Below are 20,486 nucleotides of genomic sequence, written 5' to 3'. Positions count from 1 at the left end.
CGCTATTCCGCTAGCACCCGGGTCGAAGGAAACGCGACCTCGACCAGCGTGCCTTCGCCAGGCGTCGAATTGATGGTGAAGCGGGCGCGGTTTGCTTCCACCATCGCCTTGGTCAGTGGCAGGCCAAGGCCGGTGCCGTCGCCGCGGCCGCGCTTCAGCGCGTTGATCTGCTTGAACGGCTTCAGCGCCTGTTCGATCTCGGCCTGGCTCATGCCAATCCCCGTGTCGCGCACCCGCATGACGACGTCGCCTGAAGTCTCATAGGCGGTCGAGACGATCACCTGGCCGCCGGCCTGGGTGTAGCGAATGGCGTTGGACAGGATGTTGAGCGCGATCTGGCGCACGGAGCGCAGGTCGGCCACCACTTCCGGCAGCCGCGAGGCGAAGCTGGAGCGGATGATGACGCGTTCGCGGTTGGCCTGCGGCTGCATCATCGCCACGGTCTCGGCCAGCGTGTCGTTGAGCGAGACCGCCTCATAGGCCATTTCCTGCTGGCCGGCCTCGATCTTCGAGATGTCTAGCAGGTCGTTGACCAGGTCGAGCACATGGTTGCCCGAGCGATTGATGTCGCGCAGATAGTCGCGGTAGCGGTCATTGGCGACCGGCCCGAACTTCTCGTCGACCATCAATTCGGAAAAGCCGATGATGGCATTGAGCGGCGTGCGGATCTCGTGGCTGATGCGGGCAAGGAAATCGGTCTTCTGCGAGGACGCCCGTTCGGCCACCGCGCGCGCCTGGGTGAGATCTTCCTCGGCTCGCTTCCACTGCGTGATGTCGCGCACGACAGCGCAGAACCCGCTGTCATTGGGCAGCCGGCCGATGGTCATGAACAGCGGGATGAAGCGCCCTTGCGCCTCGCGCCCGATCACCTCGCGGCCGTCATTCATGACGCTCGCCACGCCGGGTTCGGAAAGCCCGGTGAGATAGTCGCGCGCCGCGCGCTGGCTTTCGATGGCAAACAGCGAGGCGAAGGGCTTGCCGGTCACCTCGTCGCTGTCGAAACCGAACAGCGCTTCGGCCGGGCGGCTGATCGAGCGGATGGTGCCGTCGCTGCCGATCAGCACGACGCCGTCGGTAGCGGTGTCGATGATGGTGCGCATCTCGGCGATGCGGGCCTTGAGCTCGGAAATGTCAGGTTGTGTCAGCTCTTCGCCGACCAGGTGCAGGGCTGCGGGCGCGTCATCATCGCCGGAACGGCGCACGACCAGCATCAGCGCCTTGCCGTCGCGCCAGGGAACGGAGCGCAGGATGGCGTCGATCGGGAATTCCTGGCCATCGCGCGTTTTCAGCCGCAGTGCCCGGTCGCTGCCGTCGGAGGTGCCGTCATCGGCATAAGGATCGGCGAACAGCGCACCCAGGCCGCCGGCGTCCTCGAGATCCTCGAGCGTGTCATAACCGGTCAGGTCGAGGAACTCCTCATTGGCATAGTGCAACTGGTCGCCCGAATGGATGAGCAGCGGCACCGGCAGCTTGCCGAGCAGCGAAGTGTCTGGAGCCTTGCTTTCGTCGCCGACGGAAAAGGCCGACGGCACGATCCCTTCGGTCTTGAGCGGCGGCACTTTCAGGCGTGGCCGTTCGGCCGGGCTCTCGCCGCCGCCGCTTGCGGCTTCACCGCCAAATGTCGCGGACTGCTCGTCAGCGGCATGGGTTTCCGCGCCGTCGCCCCAGTCCTCACTGTCCTCGGCATAGCGAAAATCGGCCGAAGTCATGCTGTCATCATCGTCGACGGCATTATGCTTGGCGGCTTTTGTATCAGCTCCTTCGCCTGTCGCGACGGGTTCCGTAACCTCCGGTTTCGCCGCTACGGCTTCTGAAACCGGGGGCTCGTCATTGTCCGCGATAGGACCGGATTCATCATTCCGGTCGGCGTAGTTGAGCAAGGAGCCGCCCACGCCAGGCAAGTTGTCGGCGGGTTCGGCATCGGTCACGTCGTCCGGGTGACCGCCATCAAGCCGTGCGAGATCCGCCTCGTCCTCGGCATCGGTCTCGGATGGTTCGGCCAGCACCGCGTCCTTCTCCGGTTCCGCCAGGGTTTCGCCGGTCTCTGCCGCTTCTTGATCCGAGACGGCTCCAGGCGTCGACGCAACATTGGAGACGGCCTCGATCGGAGTTTCCGCCTTGGCCGCCGGGGCCTCCGCTGCAGTTTCAGCCGCTGGCCCAGCCGGTGTGCTGGGCTCCGGTTTCGTCGTGCTTTCGATGCCGGGCTTTTCGGCTTCCGGCGGCTCGGTGGATGCACTGTCCTTCTTCAGCCGCTCGCCGATCTCACGGAAGGCGCTGCGTTCCAGTGTCGACAGCCCTTTGTCGTTGGCCGGCTGCCGGTGTTCGGCCAGGCGGATGACCTTGTCGGCAAAGCGCCGCTCTTGTTTCGGCACGATGGTCAGCGCCGGCACCTCGCCCTTGAATGGATCCGCCGCATTTGGTTCCTCGGCCTTCGGCTCCTCAGCCGGAGGTTTCACGGTTTCCGGTTCCGGCGTCGCCGGCCGCTCGCCATTGGGCAACAGGGCCATGCCGATCGCTTCCGGATCGACGATCGCATCGCCGGTCCTGGCAACGCCGAAGCCGCGAAAACCTTCGAAGGCGCGGCTGCGGCCATAGACGGGCAAAGCCGCCAGGTCGACGGGGATCTTCAGGTCGGTGCCGACGACAGGCCACAGCACGGAGCGGCCGGACCAGGTATCGCGCCGCTCCAGCAGGCCAGCGATATCGCCGGACGCGTCAAGGCCGAAGGCCGCCGCGACATCCCTGAAGCGCCGGCCGATCACATCGGCTGCCGGCTTGCCGACAATGTCGGCGAATTCCGGCGACAGCGTGCTGAACTTGCCTTCGGCGTCGGTGCGCCAGACGAAGCGCAGCGGCGCGGCCGAGCGGTCTATTGTCCGAGCTGGGGGCGTGGTTGCCGAGGAGGCGGGTTTGCTCTCCTTCGCGCTGCCCACCGAAGCCTCGGCGCCGGTCGCTTGGACCACATTTTTCGCTTCCGGCGCGGCAGGCGCGGGTCGCGCGTCATCCTCGCCGACATTGAAGTACCAGTGATCGTGCTGTGCCGGCGTGCCGCCCGCTGTCGGCTGATCGTTGTCGGCGGCAACCGGAGTCGGTCCGGTCGGCTCCGAAATCTCTTGCGTGGCCCGTTCCGGCATATCTTCAGGCGCCGGCTTGGAAGGGGCGTGCTCGGGCTCGATCTCGGCAGTGCCAGGTGACCGTACGACGGCCTCCGCCTGCGAAGCATCCGACGTCGGCTGATTGTCCTGATGAGGATCGGATTGTGCAGTGGCGCTTTCCGTTACTTTAGGAGCGGGTTCTGCCGAAGCTTCTGAGACAGACGCATGGTCCTCGAGCTGATCCTCATCGATCACAACCAGGAGATGCCGATCCGGCGTCAGCCGCGCGAGCCCGGCGGGATAGGAAGTGTTGCCGCCCGGAACGAGACGCTTGACAATGCGTTCGCCCTCGGCGGCCACATCGGCGACCAGGGCGGCCAGCGTCGCGGGCTGGATGCCGAGCTTCGAAAAGCCGTCCGACGCGGCCTCGACATTGCCCCCGGCATCGATGAAGGCGATGAAATGGCCGTCTTCGGTGAAGCCGCTGATCGCCCGGCTGGCGATTTCGGCGGCCCCGCGCGAGCCTGTCTGGGCGGCCGGCACCGCCAGCATGATCGCCTTCTCGCCGTCGGGCAGCGTCACGGCACTCGCCTGGAAGCCGACGGTCCTGCTGGTCATGCCGGTCGCCAGCCTGACGGTGACGCCGCGATCGCTGCCGATCTCGGGAAAGCCGCTGGTCGCCATGATCTGGCGGCGGGCAATCAGCGGCAACTGTGCCGAGGCGCCGATGATCGCTTCGATGTCGGGATAGCCGAACACCGCGGCGCCCGGCCCATTGGCCCAGATCACCTGCTCCAGGTCGACCGACAGGATCGCGATCGCGTCGCCGGCGGCAAAGCGCTGGCGCACCGCGTCGAGCACGGCGACGTCGAGGAAGGAATAATCGGACGGCATGCGCTTGGCGAACCCTCACGGAGCGGCGAAATTTGCAGTTAACGCTTTGTTAATAAAAGCCGCAGGCGTGAAGGTCCACAAGCCAGAACGTGCAAAGGCTGGTTTCTGGGCTTTTGGTTAACGGCCGGAAAGAAATATATGGTGCACTGCAACAAAGATATTGCAATGCACAAAAATTGCCTTTATATTGCCATCATACATGAACGAGACGGCTTTCCGTCAAAGCCGCTGCCGCTGAAAAGGATGGAAAATGTCCAGGACCAAAACTGCCGAGACCATCGAAAACGTTGAATTCCCGAGCTTCGACGCTTCCAAGGCCACCGACCAGATGCGCGCCTTCGCCGAAAAGGGCGTTGAGCAGTCGAAGGAGGCCTATGCCAAGCTCAAGACCGGCGCCGAGGAGACCCAGAAGGCTCTGGAGTCGACCTACGAGACCGCCAAGACTGTTTCCAGCGACCTGTCGCTCAAGACCATCGCGGCGCTGCGCGCCAATGCCGAAGCCGGCTTCTCGCATCTCGAAGCCCTGATCGGCGCCAAGTCGCTGTCGGAAGTCGTCGAACTGCAGACCGCTTTCCTGCGCAAGCGCGTCGAGTTGACGGTCGAGCAGGCCAAGGATTTCCAGGCCGTTGCCTCCAAGGCGGCGGAAGACGTCTCCAAGCCGATCAAGACCGCCTTCGAGAAGGCGATCAAGGACATTAAGGCTGCCTAATATTTGCGCATGATCTGAGGATGCAACAAAAGGTCGCATTTTCTCAAAAACGATCAGGCGTATGGTGGTAGCCATCACGAAATACCCGGCGAGTGGAACCTCCTCCCTCTGCTCCCCGGGGTGACCAGCCAGCTCCTCCTCCCGCTGGCTCGTAACAGGAAAAGGCCGGCACCTCCTCCCGCCGGCCTTTTTCTTTGCCCGGCGAACCGCCACTGTTGCGCCGACTTGTGGGGAAGTGGCCTTTGCTTCGCAAAAGCCTTGAATTAAAATCCATAAGCCCGTATGGACGCATCGCCGAACGACAGAGCGGATCGCTTGAGACGAGTTCCCGAAGAGATTCTGCTCAGGCAAATGTGCCGTTGTAGCTCAGCTGGTTAGAGCGCCGGATTGTGGATCCGGAGGTCGCTGGTTCGATCCCAGCCAACGGTACCATCTACTTATCCCATAAGTGGCGACCTCCACCTGAGGGGCGGCTGCCGCTGTAGTCGGCGCCCATTCAACCTGGAAAGATGGTGAAACCACCATCGACGCGGATGATCTGGCCGTTGATGAAGCGCGCGCGTGGACCGGCGAGAAAGGCCACCGCCTCGGCGATCTCTTCCGGCTCCGCATAGCGGTTTAGCGATTTCTTGCTCGAATCCATGCGCGTCGGATCGACCACTCGGGTCGCCTGGAACCGGGCCGTCTTGGTGGCGCCGGGGCTGACCGCATTGATGCGCACGCCGTCGTCGATCAGCTCCTTGGCGAGGCAGCGCGTGTAATGCACAACCGCGGCCTTCAACGTCGAGTAGACGACCTCGGGTGAGACGCCGAGATGTGCTGCCGCCGACGCGATGTTGATGACGGAGCCGCCGCCGCGCTGCTTCATGGGCGGCACGAAGGCCTGGCAGACCAGCATCGTGCCGATCAGATTGTTTTCGGTGAGCACACGGATGTCGTCCAGTTCGATGTCGAGGGCGTTGTTCGGGTTCGGCTTGCCGCCCTTGGCGCCGATGTCGCCGCCGGCGCAATTGACCAGCACATGCACGTCGCCGAGATCGGCCTCGATCTTGCGCTTCATCTCGGCCACCGCCTTCTGGTCGCCAATGTTGCCGGTCACCGACGTGACCTTCGTGCCATGACGCTTCAGGCGCTCGGCCACCTCTGCGAGATTGGCGAACTCGCCGTATTTGGCCGGCGCTGTTTCGTCCATGTCATGGATCGCGACATTGGCGCCGAGTTCCGCCAGGCGCTCGGCCATCACGCGACCGAGGCCACGGCCGGAGCCGGTTACGAAGGCGGTCAATCCATCGAGTTCACGTGCCGTCATCAGATCTTCTCCACTTTCATCAAACCAAGGTTGCGCATGTTGGCGGCGCTGCGCCTGATCATGTCGAGCTCATAGGAAACGAGGGAAACGTCGTCTTCGCGCTCCCAAGGGGTGCGGTAGTCGGCATCATCGGGCAGCCGATTGCGCTGCGCGGCCCGCAGGCAGGCGGCAAATTCGCGCGCCGTCTTCGGCGGATAGCCGTACCACCAGTCGTCGCTGAGAAAGCGGACATGCCGCGCCTCCAATGCACCCGGTTCGAGAACGGCGGTCATGCGATCGTGGTGTTCGGCAAGAACTGCGAACAGTTCGGCAAACGGCACTGCACCATCGCCGATGGCACAGCGGATCAGCCTGTAGCCTTCGGTCGTGAACTGCACGCGGTAGTCCTTGAGGTGGACATGGCGGACGTAAGGTGCGATCCGACGCGTAAAATCGAGCGGCGCTTCGCCGACCGGGAATGTGTTGCCGGTGTCGAAGGTGATGCCGACGCCTTCGCCGCCGAGTGCGCAGAAATCGGCGAGTTCCTGGCTGGTGAAGTCCTGGTGGTTTTCGATCGCCAGGACATGGCCTTCGGCAATCGCGCGCGGACCCCATTCCTGCAATCTCGCGCGAATGATGCCGGCGAACTCGCTCCATTTCTCGCCGGCAGCGTTGCGGTCGCCACACAGAACCGGCGTCAGTGCCGTTCGGATGATTTTGGCCTTGAGCAGGCGCGCGGCCCGAAAGGCATCATCGAGCGGTTCACCGACCAAAAGGCCGCCGCTGACGATCGGGGTGATGCCGAGGCCGGCGAGCCTTTCGCGCAGCGCGATGACCGCATCGTCGGAAAGCTCCGTCAGCCATGGCACCCAGATCTCCAGCACCTTGGCGCCGAGCTCGGTCGCAAGCGCGATGAAACCCTCCAGCCCCGCCGGCTTGGGATTGGCGCGTGGCGTGCCGCGGGCCTGCAGGCCGAGATGATAGGTCAGACCGTAGGGGTTCAGGCCCACCTGGAGCATGGAGCGATCCTTGGATTCTGGTTTCGCCGTCATCGCAGGCCGGCATCCACGGTGATCGACTGCTTGGTGATCATGCGGCTGTCGTCTGCGGCGAGGAACAGCACCGTGCGCGCGATCTCCTCGCCCAGCAGAACCCGGCGGATCATCTGGCGCTGCACGACCTGGTCGACCGTGCCCTGTGTCTTGTACCAAAGCCGCCGTTGCCGGTCGGTGATGACGGCGCCCGGCTCAATGGCGTTGACGCGGATGTTGTCGGGGCCAAACGCCCGCGCCAACGCGAATGTCAACCCGACCACCGCAGCCTTGGCCGTCGCATAGGGCGCCATCTCCGCCGCGCCGAAGCGCCAGGCGATCGAGGAAAAATTGACGATCGAACCAAAGCCCAGTTCCTTCATGTGCGGATGCACGGCCTGGGCGGCAAAGAAGTGGTGCCTGAGGTTCACGTCCTGGGCGTGGTCCCAGTACTCTTGCGTCACCTCGGCGACCGGGTGGCGATTATCGTCGGCGGCGTTGTTGACCAGTACCGCGACAGATCCGACGCGGTCGCGCACCGTGCCGATCGCAGCCTGGAGGGCGGCAATATCGGTCACGTCGCAGCGCATGAATAGGGGCGGGTGCGTTGCCGTGGCGGCGAGTTCCCGCGCGAGCTCTTCGCCGGCCTCCTGCTGCAGATCGAGAAACGCGACGCGTGCGCCATTGGCGGCGAAGGCGCGAACCGTGTCGGCGCCGATGCCGGACGCGCCGCCGGTAATCAGCACGACACGGTCGGCCAGGCTCGGATAGGTGGCAAAGGACAAAAGCGGAACTCTCTTCAGATCAGGCGTTGGGTCGTCGGGTCGAACAAGCAGGCACGCGCCATGTCGATGCCGAGCGTCACCGTCTCACCCATCCGAGGCGTGCCGTCGGGGTCGAAACGACCGGTGATCTCCTTGCCGCCCAGGCGCAGAACGGCCATGGTTTCCGCACCCGTCGGCTCGACCAGTTCGACCACGGCATCGATTTGCGCGATGCTTGGCTTGCGGCGGGCAAGATCGGGATCAAACCGGTAGATGTGCTCCGGCCGGATGCCGAGCAAGAGCTGTCGCGGCGTATCGGACGGCAGGGCCTGGACGATCGGCAGGCTGGCCGTCTTGCCGTCGGCGGTCGGCAAGACAACAGTCGGGCGGCCGCCTTCCTCGCCCAGTTCGGCCGGCAAAAAATTCATCGCCGGCGAACCCATGAAGCCCGCGACGAACATGTTGGCCGGACGGTTGTAGATCGTGGCCGGCTCATCGAATTGCTGGACCGAGCCCTGATGCATCACGGCGATGCGCGAGGCCAGCGTCATCGCCTCGACCTGATCATGCGTGACGTAAACCGTCGTCTTGCCGACACGGTGATGCAGCTTCTTGATTTCGGTACGCATGTCGACGCGCAGCTTGGCGTCGAGATTGGAGAGCGGCTCGTCGAACAGGAACAGTTTCGGATCACGCACCAGCGCCCGGCCCATCGCGACACGCTGGCGCTGGCCGCCCGAAAGCTGTCCGGGCTTGCGCCCAAGCAGCGGTTCGATCTGCAGGAACGCTGCAACCCGCTTGACGGCCTCGTCCTGCTGCGGCTTCGGTACGCGGCGGCTTTCCATGCCGAAGGTGATGTTCTCGCGCACCGTCATCGTCGGGTAAAGCGCGTAGGACTGGAACACCATGGCGATGTCGCGGTCCTTAGGCGCAACCGAATTGACCAGCCGGCCGTCGATGCGGATCTCGCCGGAGGTTACGGTTTCCAGCCCGGCGATCATCGCGAGCAAGGTGGACTTGCCGCAGCCGGACGGTCCGACCAGCGCGATGAACTCACCGTTCTGCGCCTCGAGATCGATGCCCTTCAGCACCTCGACCGAGCCGTAGTTCTTGCGCAGGGATCGGATGGTCAATGTCGACATGCGATGCCTTTCTTGGCGGTCGAGGCGATCGGCGACATCAGATAGGCTACGCTCACTTGATCGCGCCTCACTTGATCGCGCCCTGGGTCAGGCCGCGGACGAAATACTTGCCGCCGAAGAGATAGATCAGCAGCGGCGGCAGCGCGCCGATTAGCACGGCGGCGCTCATGACATCGTAGGCGCGTACATTGGTGCCGCTTGCCGTCAGCGCAACGAGTGCGGCCGTGATCGGCTGTTGCTGCCCGGAGGTGAAGACGACACCGAACAGATATTCGTTCCAGATGCCGGTGAACTGCCAGATCACCGTGACGATCAGGATCGGTGAGGAGAGCGGGAGAATGATCTTGCGGAAGATGCGCCAGAAGCCTGCGCCGTCGATGCGTGCCGCCTTGATCAGATCGTCGGGGATGCTGACGTAGTAGTTGCGGCAGAACAGCGTGGTGAACGAAATGCCCTGGATGACGTGGATGACGATGAGCCCGTAGGTGGAATTGCTGAGGCCCAGATTGCCGAGGATGAACGCCCAGGGCATCAACGAAATCTGGCCCGGAATGAAGACGCCGAGCAGCATGCAGGTGAACAGCGCTTCCGAACCCTTGAAGCGCCATTTCGACAAGATGTAACCGTTCATCGCGCCGACCACCGTCGAGATGATTGTCGCCGGGATCGTCATTTTCAGAGAGTTGTAGAAGTTGCGCTGCATGCCCTCGCAGGTGCCGCCGATGCAATATGTGCTCCAGGCCTGGCCCCAGGCTTCGAGGCGGAAACTGCGTGGCAGCGAGATCAACCCGTTGCGCGCGATCTCTTGCTGATCGCGGAATGAATTCAGCACCACGACCAGCAATGGCACCAGGTAGATCGCCGCGAAGATAGCCAGCAGCCCATAGATGACGAAGCGGGTGAGGAAATGCCTGCGCGCCGCAACTGTGGCAGCGTGATGATCCTGCATGTGGTCCAGCGGGACGTCAGCCATGGCCGGCTTCCTTGCGCCGGCGCCAAACCACCCAGAGGGAATACGGCACCAGCACCACGGCAAGAGCGGCAAGCATCATGATGGCCGCCGCGGCGCCTTCGCCGATCTGGCCGCGTTGGAACATCAGGTCATAGACGTAAATGGCAGGGAACGTGGTCGAGATCCCCGGGCCCCCTTTCGTGAGGGCCGCCACGAGGTCGAAGGTCTTGATGGCGAATTGGATCTGAATGACGGCGACCGCCAGGAAGATCGGCGCAATCGTTGGCAGAAGCACTTTGCGATAGATGCGGAAGGTCGATGCGCCATCGATCTGCGCGGCCTTGACGAGGTCCGCATCCACCGAGCGCAGACCGGCCAGGAAGAGCGCCATGGCAAAGCCCGAGGACTGCCAGACACCGGTGATGATCACCGCATAGATCGCATAGTGTCGGTCGCTGGCGAGTGCGAAACTGAAATTTGTCCAGCCCAATCCGCGCACCATCGCCTGGATACCGTCGGTCGGGTTGTAGAGCCAACTCCAGACCGTGCCGGTGACGATGAAGGAGACGGCCAGCGGATAGAGGAAGATCGTGCGCCAGACCGCTTCTCCGCGCACGCGCTGGTCGATCAGGATCGCCAGCAGCAGTCCCACGGCCATCGAGCCGACGATGTAGAAGCCGCTGAAGAGAAAGAGGTTGTCGTAGGCGATGTTCCAGCGCCGGTTCGCCCAGAGTGACGCGTAGTTGTCCAGACCGACGAAGCCGTAGGTCGGGAGCAGCGAGGAGTTCGAAAGCGAGATGTAGAGCGTCCAGCCGGTGAACACGAAGACGTAGACGAAGCTCGCCACAAGCGAGGGGCCGAGCACCAGCAAGGGCATCGCCGAGCCCAGCCGCTCGCGCCAGGGGCGGGCGGGCGCCGGGGTCGATAGGATCAGGTCGTGATTTGACATTTGCGGCGCGGAACTGGATGGAGGATGGCCGGATGCGGATAGAAATTGCGCCCGGCCGTTCCTGTCTACTTCTGTGCTTCGGCCGCGTCGGCCATCGCATTGGCGCCGTCCTCGGGTGACATGTCGGGCGTCGCGACGAACTCGGTAATGGCGTCCATGATCGCGCCGCGCATCTTCTGTGGGATGGTCATGTTGTGCGCCATCGAGCGGACCAGCGTGCCGTCCTTGATCGAAGCCTGCAGATCCTTCTGTGAGAGCTGCTGGCACGGATTGAAGCCCTTCGACAGATCGATATCGAGACGCGCGGGGATCGAGCCCTTGGCCTGGTTGAAGACCGTCTGGAAGTCGGGCGACAGGATCAGGCTGGCAAGCAGCTTCTGGCCGTCGATGTAATCCTGATCCTTTTGCTTGAAGAACACGACCGAGTCCGAGTTGAGGATGAAGCCGGGTTTGCCCCAATCGGTCGGTGCCTGGGCGCAGACATAGTCGGTGCCTTCCTTAAAGCCGGCGGCAGTCAGCAGGCCGATCGTCCAGTCGCCCATGATGTGGAAAGCTGCGTCGCCCTTGCCCACGAGCGCCGACATCGAATCCCAGTCGCGGCCAACCATGCCCGGATCCATGTACTTGCTCGTCATCAGGCGCATCTGCTGGAAGGCCTTCACCATCCCCGGGCTGCGCATGGATTCGACATCGCCCTCGACGAAGGCCTTGCGATAGAGATCGATGTCCTGGCCGTAGAGCACGACCTCGAACACCGTCGAATCCGTCCAGTCGGCCGTCGAATGCGAGATGCAGATCTTGCCAGAGGCGACGATCTTGTCGCAGGCTGCATTGAACTCGGCCCAGGTCTTGGGCATTTCCGTCACGCCGGCGGCCTGCATGACCTTCGGCGAGGCCCACAACCAGTTGATGCGGTGGATGTTCATGGGGGCGGCGACCCATTTGCCGGTCGGCTTCATCACCGGAAGCAATTCCGGCGCGACCACTTTTTCCCATCCTTCCGAGGCCGCCAGCTCGTCGAGGTCAGCGGTCATGCCGGTCTTGTTCCACTCGGCGATTTCCGGACCTTTCAGCTGCACGGCGGGCGGGGCATTGCCGGCGATCACGTCGGCACGCAGCTTGGCCAGCGTGTTGGCCGTGTGACCGGCGATCGAGGTCTGTTCCCATTTGCCGCCCTTGGCGGTGAACATCTCGCCGAGCTTGGCGATCGCCTGGGCGTCCGAGCCAGTCGCCCACTGGTGCAGCAGGTTCGTCTTGGGCTCGGCTAAGGCTGCTCCGGCGACAAAGGTGCACGCAACGGCGGCCGCGAGGGCGGTCATGACGCATTTCATAGTTTCACTCCCATATGGTGTTGCACGGTTCGTATCGACCGCTTATGGCCGCGGTTTGAAGCCGCCGCCGGCGAGATGCGTTAATCTCAAGTTCTTTCCAAGATGACATATTGGAGCTACCAGTCAACGATGTTTATGTTGGCCCATGACAAAACCTTCGCTTAGAACCTGGCTGATCGACAGGCCGTCCGCATCGCCGGAGAGCATGATTGTGCGCTGCCTGAGTGAACGCGGCGCCCTCTCGGCGTCGCAGATCGCACGCGTCACCGGCCTGGCGCGCTCGACGGTCTCAACCGCGCTCAATGGCTTGAGAAAATCGGGCATGGTGATCGAAGCCCCGACCAGTCGCGAGGGGATCAGAGCTATTGGCAGGCCAGCCGCGGCCGTGACGCTCAATCCGACAGCCGGTACCTGCGTCGGAATTCACCTCGGACTTCAGCAGATACGACTGATCGTTGCCGATGTCTCGCATTCCGTCATTGCCGAACAAACTATCCCCATGGCACTGGACTACCAACCGCAGCAGGCGGCCCAGATGGCCAAATCGGCAATTGCCCAATCTTACGAGGAAAATGGTCTGCCGATGGCGGGGCTCCTGGGGGTTGGGATTTCCGTCTCTGGTCCTGTCAGCCGCGATGGAGTGGTCCTGCGCGCCAGCATCGTTCCAACATGGGCCGGCGTCAACATACGAGATGTGTTCGGACCCGTGCTGGAGCGGCCGATCTTCGCCGACAACGAGAGCAACTGCTCGGCCATTGCGGAGCTGATGTGGGGCGCGGCAATCGGCCACGACGATTTCGTCCTGTTCAAGATCGATCTGGGGGTCGGTGGCGCCATTGTCCAGCATGGCCGGCTGGTGACGGGCATCGCCGGCGGCGCCGGCGAATTCGGGCACATCAGCATCGATCCCGGCGGCGATCTTTGTCGGTGCGGCAATCGCGGATGCCTGGAGCTCTATGCGAGTTTTGCCCGACCACTGGAACAGATTTCGCGTGTCATGCGGCGGCAGGTCACCATGGACGATGTCATCATGATGGCCAAGGAGGGCGACGTCAGGGCGTTGCGGATGATTGAGGATACCGCCGAGATCGCCGGCCGGGGTCTCGGCTTGATCGGCTCGGTGCTCAATCCGCCGCTCATCATCATCGGCGGCCAGATGGCGTTGGCGGGCGACATTCTGTTGACGCCGCTGATCGCGTCCTACGAACGCCACACGCTCATCAAGTCCCGCGATATCGCTCCGGCCCTGCGCACGCGAATAATCGTTGGCAAGCACACCGAGAACGATGCATTGCTGGGCGCGGTCGGACTCGTGCTGAGGCATCAGACGAAGGAACTGTCGCTCGGCTGATCAATCCAACAAACTGCCCCGCTACCCCATGCTGCGGGGAGGTGAGGAGGATCAACTCCTCGCGCTCGAAGGGGGAGCAGCTGCCCCTGGAACAATGTCGGTGTTTTGGGCCACCTTTATCCGCCAGCCCGACTGTTCTTCCTTCACAACCAAAAGCAGAATGCCTTTGCGTGTACCGGCCGGTGAGCCATCCGGAGCAAATGCACCGGTCAGGGTCCACGCATAATGTACCGATGCAAGGCCGGGAGCTAATTCAACAACCGACGAGACAAAACCCTCCAATCGGCTGTCACGAAACATCGTTTCATGCGTTGCGCGGTGCGCCCCCTCGATCTCGGCGCGATTCTTCCACCACATTCCCACGACATTGACGAAATTGGCCTCCTCGGAGAACAGCGCTGCGAAATCGTCCATATCGTGCCTGTTCCACGCATCGGCAAAGGCCGTCGCGATATCTTCAGGTTTGCTGACCACCAGTGCCATGGCGAAAATCTCCTTGCATTTCTGCTGGCTTGCGGTTTCAAGCATAGCACGGTCGCTATCAATTACAGGTCCCGCCGCACGCTTCTTCCGTGGCTGCGAGACAGAACAGCCGTCGGACCTCCGCACAGTCAACTGCGAAGACCGTCACGGATGGACGAGAAATAGCGGTCGGTTCCTACCTGCCCGCCCTTCAGCGCAACCTCCAGCCCGTCAATCGCTTTGACGTGCGAATGAGCAACGCAAAGTGGGGAACCAGGCGAGGCGGGCAGAGGCATCCTGACGGTCAGCGCGTCGACGCCCATTTGTCCAAGCGCATGGCTTGACGTGTCACCGCCGGCAATAACCACGCGCCGCAAGCTCTGCTCGTCAGTCAATTGGCGCAGCAGCGCACCAAGGCCGCGGCCAAGCTTGTGGCGGGCGCCGTCCTGCCGGTCGATTTCGGCGCCCCTGTCGGCTGCAGGGCCAAGCGCGGTGTAGAGGATGACGCTTCGTCCGGCTTGCAGGCTGGCGCGGCCGCTTGCCGCCGCACGCGTGATCGCCTGCTGCGAAGCCTCCGAAACCAGTTCGACAGGATCGACCTCGATGCCGTCGAAGCCGTCGCTCAGGGCATGCCGGATCTGTCGTTCGGTGGTCGGCGAGCAACTGCCCGACACGACGGCGATCCGGTCGGCGGCGCCTGGCGGCGTGAAGCCTGGTCCGGCGCCGACGACGTCATTCGACGCCCATTCGGCCAGCAACGCATACTCGACGCCGGACGAACCGGCGACAAAAGAGCCGCCCGGCTTGCGCATGCGCCATATCTCCTTGCCTGCAAGGGCCTGGGTCTCCCGGCTGTCGACGTCGACAAGCACGATGGCCGTGCCATTGTCCACGAAGCGATCGAATGCCTGCGACCGCTGCTCCGACTGCAGTGTCGCAAGGTCGATCAACCCCGACGTGAGATCCGTCTGCCGCGACAGATGGATCAGCAGGTCCGATTCATCCATCGGCGTCGTCGGGTGGCGGCTCATCACCGGATGGCGGTCGATGCGGAAATATTGGTCGCGATAGGCCGCGAACAGATGGCCGAAGGCGGTGTAGCGCTTGAGCTGCGGCGCGCCGACCAGCAGCGGCACGCTATCCTGTTTGAAGACCTCGCGGCCAATCTCGATCGCCCGGCCGATGCTGCCGATCGTCGGGCTGGAATCGAAGGTCGAACAGACCTTGTAGTGGCAGATTTCGGCTTTCAGCGTCTTCAGCCAGGCGAAGGCGTCGCGCAAATGCGTGTCCATCCAGTGCGGCGTCTCGCTGCGGCTGGTGCCGGCCAGCCCGACCGCCTGGCAATGCTTGAATTGGGCAAGCAGAGCCTCGTCCGGCTGTCTCATGAACAGCACCGTCGGCACGCCGCCGAGCTCCAGCGCTTCCATGACGTCGGTCGAGCCGGTGAGGTCGTCGCCATAATAGCTGAGCAGCAGGTTCTGCATGACCTCAGGCCGCCTTGCCGTCGCCGAACTTTTCGATCGACCGTGCCAGTTCGGGGTGGTTCAGGGCGAAGTTCGCCAGCGGGATGCCGTCGACCGCCGCTTGCCAGGCTTGCTGGACGGCGCGCACGCCGGCGCCTGGCCCGTCCGGATGGCTGACGATGCCACCGCCGCACAGATAGAGCAGGTCGACCGTGCGGCCGGTTCGTTCGTAGGTCTCGGGCGCCTGTCCGCCCCACTGGCCGGAACCTGCGACCGGCAGCGCGCAATCATCAGGCGAAAAGATCGGCGTCGTCACTGCCTTGAAGGACTCGATGAAGGATGCATCCGGCTCCCAATATTTTGAAGCGATGCCGTTGATCTGGAACTGGTCGACGCCGAGCAATCGCCAAAACTGCTGCCAGACCTTGAAATCCATGCCAAGGCCGGGGTGGCGGGTGAGGATGTCCCAGCCGTTGCGATGGGCGTGCAGCACCAGGCTGGAGCGTTTCCTTAAGTAGGCCATGCCGCCGAAGCCGATGGAGTTGATGTTGATCACCGCGCAATTGCCGCCGGCCTTCGCCACCAGATCGTGGTTGCGCATCATCTCGTCCGGGTCGGCATGCGAGATGCCGAAGGCATACATCACCTTCTTGCCGGTCTTCTGCTCGTGGTCGAGGATCAGCGGCATGATCGCCTTCACCCGCTCGGCCAGCGGCGAGTAGGCCGGGCTCATCAGCTTTTCGTCGTCCTTGATGAAATCGACGCCGGCCTCGATCAATTCGCCGACCATCTCGGCTGTCTCATGCGGCCGCAGCCCCAGCGCCGGCTTGACGATGGTGCCGATGATCGGGCGTCCCACGATGCCGGTCAGCTTGCGGCTGCCGGCGACGCCGAACTGCGGGCCGGGATGGGCGCCGCGATAGTCATCAGGCAGCTGCATGTCAACGATGCGGATGCCCGACAGGCCCTTGATCGAATAGGTGCCACCGATGGCGATGGTCATCAGGGCCGAAAGGTCGGTGCCGATCGCGTCGAACGGGAATGCGATGTCGACATCGGCGCGCTTGAAAGGCCCTCCGCCGGCCTCGGGAATGGACGGTTGCTGGGCATCGGGCAGATGCCGGATCGCCAGCACTCGCGCCGCCGCGCGGGCCTTCAGCTCCTCGGTCTCGCCGGGCAGAACGACGAAGGTGCCGGTCGACTGGTCGCTGGCGATCTTGGCCGCCAGCGCCTCGATGTTGCCTGACGTTTCGATGCGATAGGTGAAGGTGATCATGGGGAGCCGGCCGGTCGAAAAGGGTCCGAAAAAAGTTTCGTCACGTCTGAAATCTGGTATAATGAGTACATAAGTATTGCAAGCAAATATCCCACTTCGCGAAACGGGGGCGGGCAAAGGTGCAGGCATTCCGGGAATCGCACCGGCAGTGCTAAACAGGAACCGGGCCAGGGAGTGATTCGTCACGATGAACCGTTCGGAGCCGATCGTCCGGCGCAAACTTTCCGACGAAGTCTTTGCAAGGCTGAAGCGGCTGATCACCAGCGGCGAGTTGCAGCCGGGCGACGACATGCCGTCGGAGCGCGAATTGATGGAGCGCTTCGAGGTTGGCCGTCCGGCCATTCGCGAGGCGATGCAGGCGCTGAGCAATATGGGCCTCGTCGCCATTTCGCATGGCGAGCGGGCCAAGGTGCTGCAGCTCACCGCCAAGTCGATCATCAAACAGGTCGACGGCGCGGCCAAGATCATCCTGTCGTCGTCGAAGGACACGCTCGAGCACCTCAAGACCGCGCGCATTTTCTTCGAGCGTGGCATGGTCAGGGAAGCCGCCGAGAAGGCCACCGTCGAGGATGTGCAGCGGCTCAAGGCAACCGTCGCCGAGCAGCGTGCCGCGCGAGGTGATTCCGAAGCCTTCATTTCCGCCGACATGAAATTCCACACCCAGATCGCGACGATATCGGGCAACCCGATCTATGTCGCCGTCAGCGAGGCGATGCTCGGCTGGCTGAAGGAATATCACACCGAAATGCTGATCTGGACCGGCAAGGAACAGTTCACGCTGACCGAGCACGAAGAGATCATCGGCCGCATCGAGAAGAAGGATGCCGATGGCGCCGAGAAGGCGATGATCAAGCATCTGGAGCGCTCGCGCGCCCTCTATGTGATGAATTCCGAAAAGTAATCTGATTCAGCCGATCCGCGCGATCGCGTAGGGTGTCATCACAAGATGGCCTCGGTCAAACTCCGAAAGGTCGACCGCCACGTCGCTTGCCGTCAGGTTCGTCAGCCACACGACTGTCTTGCCCGAGGGTGAACGCCCGGCCAACGCCATTACCCGGGTCTCATCGCTCGTTTTGGCCGTGACATGTTTAAGGCCAGCCAGTTCGCAAAGCCCCTTGATGGCCTGGAAGATCGGCCGGGGTGACCCTTCCGCAACGGGTTCCCCAGATCCCGCCAGCACGCCGAATGGCCCGGTGAATCCCGACAGCGTCAGCATCTCCAGGCCGGCCGGCGCGACCCGCGCGGCATAGCCGATCGTCCAGGCGGCGGCGAACTGGCCATTGTGGCGCGGATCGCGGTTCGCCATGGCGATGCGCTCTCCCCGCGGATTGTCCTTGGTGGCGCCGCCATAGGGGTTCTGCCGCATGGCAATGGTCGAGGGCCCGATCCGGTAGGGCCTGTCGCCGAAGATCGCCCGCGCCGACCGGGTGATGAACGGCAACGCCTCCAGCGACTGCATGACGCTGAGATCGTCGGCGGCATGCACGATCGGGCACGTGCAATGGCTGACGAAATCGAGCAGCCCGGCCGGGACGCGCTTGCGGTTGAGCTCGGTGAAATAACTGAACATGCCGCCGCCAAGACGGATATCCGGGAAGGCCCGGCGCGCGGCGGCGTAGACATCTTCCAGCGGCGGGCAGGGCGGCCAGGCGCTGCCTGGTGGTGTCGATTGCCGATCGACCGAAGGCGAGACCGCTATGGCATCGAGCCGCAGGCCCGCCCGGCGCACCAGGTCGATGATATCGGAGAGTTCGGCATCGAGATCGCCGCTGCAGGCGACCACGCATTCGAGCGTTGTGCGGGCGGGATAAGCCGCGGCGAGCCGGGCGAAAGAGCGCAAGGCATCGAGCCCATGGCCGCCCGTCGGATCGTAATGAAGCAGCAGTTGCTGCGGGCCGAGCGCCGACAGTGCTGGGAGGTTCGCCAGCGCTGTCTCGACATCGCCGGGATAGAGGATCACGCCGACATCCGGAAGCGCCGGACCGGGCTCGCCGAGCGTAACGCGGATCGGGCCAGATGGCTCGGTGGTGGCCGGCGTCTTGTCGTCGCCGGCAATGCGTAGGCTAATCGTCTGGCGGTTGGTTTCGCCGGCCGGCAATACATAGGGCCAGGGCAGCGCCAACGGCCGTACATAGGTCTTGTAGGAAGCATCGGACCAGTTGCGCTGGTCCTCCATTTCGAAGACGTCGCCTTCCATACGGCATTGCGCGGTGACGCCGGGCCGCACTTCATGCGTGATGGCGCACAAATCCTTGAAAGGCTGCCAGGGATCGATCAGATCAGGCAGTCTCGTCGCCACCACGCTGCCATCCGTGTGCTCGACCATTACGGGGCTGCCGGCGAGGCCGGCGATTGGATGCAGGATGCAGAAGCCGCAGCGGTTGGTCTCGAAATCACTTTCGGGCAGCGCGTTGACGTCGAAGACCAGCTGCCCATCAGAGGAGCCTTTGATGGTGGCGTGGAAGGCGAGCCGGCTTCCGCCAGGCCCGGTGCAGCTTGCCGCGTAGCTGACGGAGAAAGCATCGGCACCCTGATCGATAGTCAAGTCCGTCAGCGCTGGCTCATAGGTGCCCCAGTCGCGGTCACGAACGACATAGGCGATGGCACGCAGCACCTCCGCGCCGCCATGGCGTATTGTGCGCAGATTGCCGTTGACGAAACCGGCACTGAGCGGGCCGGCGATCAACCGGACCGGTTCGGTCTCCGCCGCGTGCGTGCCGCAAAGGAGGAAGCGATCCGTGGTCATTCCAGCAGGTCGTCGATCCGCACCGGTTGCCGGCTTGCGGCGCCGGTATAGGCAGCCTCGACTAGCGCGAATGTCTTGAGGTTGTCGGCGCCGGAGGTCGCCGGCCCCTTGCCTGATGCAATGCAGTCGACCCAGTGCCGCTGGATCGCCAGCACGCTTTCCTGAATGTTGTGCCATGGCCGCGAGGCCCAGGGCAGCAGCGGCGGCGAGACGTCTGTGACAGTGGTTCCGCTCTTGCCGGTGACGGTCAGCTGGTATCCCTGCGCCAGCCGGAGCGTGCCGTCGCTGCCGTCGATCTCGATCAACGTTTCGGGAAACGGCTCGACGGCAAGCCTGGTCGCATAGCTGCAATCGACCACCGAAATGGCGCCGTTCTTGTGATCCATCAGCATCGTGGCGACATCCTCGCCGGCGATGGCGGGATTGATGCGCGCGGTGCGCGCCGTGAGGCTCTTTACGTCGCCCAGCAGGAAACGGGCGATGTCGAGGATATGGATGCCGAGATCCTCGACGATGAAGCGTTTTCCCGTCGCCAGGTAGGGCTGGCCGGAAAATACGTCATAGGCCGAGCGGAAGGAGATACGCCCGAAGAAGGGCGTGCCAATTTCACGGCTGTCGAGCATGGCGCGCACAGCCTGGACCGGCGACTGCCAGCGGAAATTCTCATGCACCATCAGCGGCACGCCGGCCTCGGCGCAGGCCGCGACCATTGCCTTGGCGTCGGCCAGCGTCGGCGCGAAGGGCTTCTGGCAGATCACCGGGACGCGGTTGGCGGCCGCCATCTCGACCAGCGGCCGATGGCTGGCCACGGTGGTGGCAATGTCGACGAAGTCGAGCGTCTCGGCCGCGAACAGCGCGGCTGCATCGGTGTAGCGCCTTGCCACACCGAACTGGTCGCCGACGATCCTGAGCCGCTCCGGATCGCGGTCGCAAATGGCGACGATCGCGGCGCCCTCTATGTCGCGCCAGGCATGCATCTGGTTGACGGCGAAGAAGCCGCAGCCGATCAGCGCTCCGCTCAAAGTTGCCATGA

At 63.5% G+C, this 20,486-nt stretch carries 16 protein-coding genes and 1 tRNA gene; 4 read left to right on the top strand and 13 right to left on the bottom strand.

All coding sequences use genetic code 11. The annotated features are described in order from the left end of the window. Positions 1-2: 2 nt before the first annotated feature. The gene (locus tag CK226_RS28695; protein WP_095793639.1) at positions 3-3,989 is read right to left on the bottom strand and encodes a PAS domain S-box protein; all 3,987 of its coding nucleotides are present in this window, start codon (positions 3,987-3,989) and stop codon (positions 3-5) included. 250 nt (positions 3,990-4,239) lie between these two features. On the opposite strand from CK226_RS28695, the gene CK226_RS28690 reads away from it, so the two are divergent. Then, positions 4,240-4,698 carry a phasin gene (locus CK226_RS28690; RefSeq protein ID WP_095775501.1) on the top strand — a complete coding sequence of 153 codons (459 nt, stop codon included), beginning with the start codon at positions 4,240-4,242 and terminating at the stop codon, positions 4,696-4,698. Between the two features lie 355 nt (positions 4,699-5,053). Continuing rightward, positions 5,054-5,130, top strand: a tRNA-His gene (locus tag CK226_RS28685). A 64-nt stretch (positions 5,131-5,194) separates the two neighbouring features. On the opposite strand, the gene CK226_RS28680 is transcribed toward CK226_RS28685, so the two are convergent. From CK226_RS28680 to CK226_RS28650, 7 genes are all read right to left on the bottom strand, one after another. Beyond that, complete coding sequence (locus CK226_RS28680) at positions 5,195-6,007, bottom strand: SDR family oxidoreductase (protein WP_095793638.1); 813 nt, start codon at positions 6,005-6,007, stop codon at positions 5,195-5,197. Further along, positions 6,007-7,005 carry a sugar phosphate isomerase/epimerase gene (locus CK226_RS28675; protein WP_095790159.1) on the bottom strand — a complete coding sequence of 333 codons (999 nt, stop codon included), beginning with the start codon at positions 7,003-7,005 and terminating at the stop codon, positions 6,007-6,009. Before CK226_RS28675 ends, CK226_RS28680 begins: the two co-directional genes overlap by 1 nt. A gap of 29 nt (positions 7,006-7,034) precedes the next feature. Then, on the bottom strand, positions 7,035-7,802 hold the full coding sequence (locus CK226_RS28670; RefSeq protein WP_095793637.1) for an SDR family oxidoreductase: 768 nt from the start codon (positions 7,800-7,802) through the stop codon (positions 7,035-7,037). A gap of 14 nt (positions 7,803-7,816) precedes the next feature. Beyond that, on the bottom strand, positions 7,817-8,923 hold the full coding sequence (gene ugpC, locus CK226_RS28665) for a sn-glycerol-3-phosphate ABC transporter ATP-binding protein UgpC (protein ID WP_095793636.1): 1,107 nt from the start codon (positions 8,921-8,923) through the stop codon (positions 7,817-7,819). Between the two features lie 67 nt (positions 8,924-8,990). Beyond that, positions 8,991-9,896, bottom strand: coding sequence for a carbohydrate ABC transporter permease (locus CK226_RS28660; RefSeq protein WP_095793635.1), 906 nt, complete (start codon positions 9,894-9,896; stop codon positions 8,991-8,993). Further along, the gene (locus CK226_RS28655) at positions 9,889-10,824 is read right to left on the bottom strand and encodes a sugar ABC transporter permease (RefSeq protein ID WP_095775506.1); all 936 of its coding nucleotides are present in this window, start codon (positions 10,822-10,824) and stop codon (positions 9,889-9,891) included. Before CK226_RS28655 ends, CK226_RS28660 begins: the two co-directional genes overlap by 8 nt. Before the next feature lie 65 nt (positions 10,825-10,889). Beyond that, positions 10,890-12,143 carry an ABC transporter substrate-binding protein gene (locus CK226_RS28650; RefSeq protein ID WP_245318340.1) on the bottom strand — a complete coding sequence of 418 codons (1,254 nt, stop codon included), beginning with the start codon at positions 12,141-12,143 and terminating at the stop codon, positions 10,890-10,892. Between the two features lie 157 nt (positions 12,144-12,300). Between CK226_RS28650 and CK226_RS28645 the strand changes: the two genes are divergently transcribed. Continuing rightward, positions 12,301-13,506 (top strand): ROK family transcriptional regulator, encoded by a 1,206-nt coding sequence (locus tag CK226_RS28645; protein ID WP_095775508.1) that lies wholly within the window; start codon positions 12,301-12,303, stop codon positions 13,504-13,506. Between the two features lie 51 nt (positions 13,507-13,557). On the opposite strand, the gene CK226_RS28640 is transcribed toward CK226_RS28645, so the two are convergent. The 3 genes from CK226_RS28640 to oiaX all read right to left on the bottom strand — a co-directional run bounded on the left by CK226_RS28640 (position 13,558) and on the right by oiaX (position 16,707). Then, positions 13,558-14,034: an SgcJ/EcaC family oxidoreductase gene (locus tag CK226_RS28640; protein WP_245437871.1), complete on the bottom strand. Its 477-nt coding sequence runs from the start codon at positions 14,032-14,034 to the stop codon at positions 13,558-13,560. Positions 14,035-14,117: 83 nt separating this feature from the next. Continuing rightward, the gene (locus CK226_RS28635; RefSeq protein ID WP_095793634.1) at positions 14,118-15,452 is read right to left on the bottom strand and encodes a four-carbon acid sugar kinase family protein; all 1,335 of its coding nucleotides are present in this window, start codon (positions 15,450-15,452) and stop codon (positions 14,118-14,120) included. A 4-nt stretch (positions 15,453-15,456) separates the two neighbouring features. Continuing rightward, entirely contained in the window at positions 15,457-16,707 is a 1,251-nt protein-coding gene (gene oiaX / locus CK226_RS28630; protein WP_095793633.1) for a 3-oxo-isoapionate-4-phosphate decarboxylase OiaX, read from the bottom strand. Positions 16,708-16,894: 187 nt separating this feature from the next. Between oiaX and CK226_RS28625 the strand changes: the two genes are divergently transcribed. Beyond that, entirely contained in the window at positions 16,895-17,608 is a 714-nt protein-coding gene (locus CK226_RS28625) for a transcriptional regulator NanR (RefSeq protein WP_095775511.1), read from the top strand. A 6-nt stretch (positions 17,609-17,614) separates the two neighbouring features. On the opposite strand, the gene CK226_RS28620 is transcribed toward CK226_RS28625, so the two are convergent. Beyond that, on the bottom strand, positions 17,615-19,453 hold the full coding sequence (locus tag CK226_RS28620) for a hypothetical protein (protein ID WP_095793632.1): 1,839 nt from the start codon (positions 19,451-19,453) through the stop codon (positions 17,615-17,617). Beyond that, a complete protein-coding gene (locus CK226_RS28615) occupies positions 19,450-20,484 on the bottom strand; it encodes a Gfo/Idh/MocA family oxidoreductase (protein WP_095775513.1) in 1,035 nt (344 codons plus the stop codon). The genes CK226_RS28620 and CK226_RS28615 overlap by 4 nt, the downstream gene beginning before the upstream one ends. Positions 20,485-20,486: the final 2 nt, after the last annotated feature.

Origin of the sequence: Mesorhizobium sp. WSM4311 (genome assembly GCF_002295115.1) — a bacterium.
GTDB lineage: Bacteria > Pseudomonadota > Alphaproteobacteria > Rhizobiales > Rhizobiaceae > Mesorhizobium.
This window is presented reverse-complemented; position numbering and strand designations above follow the sequence as displayed.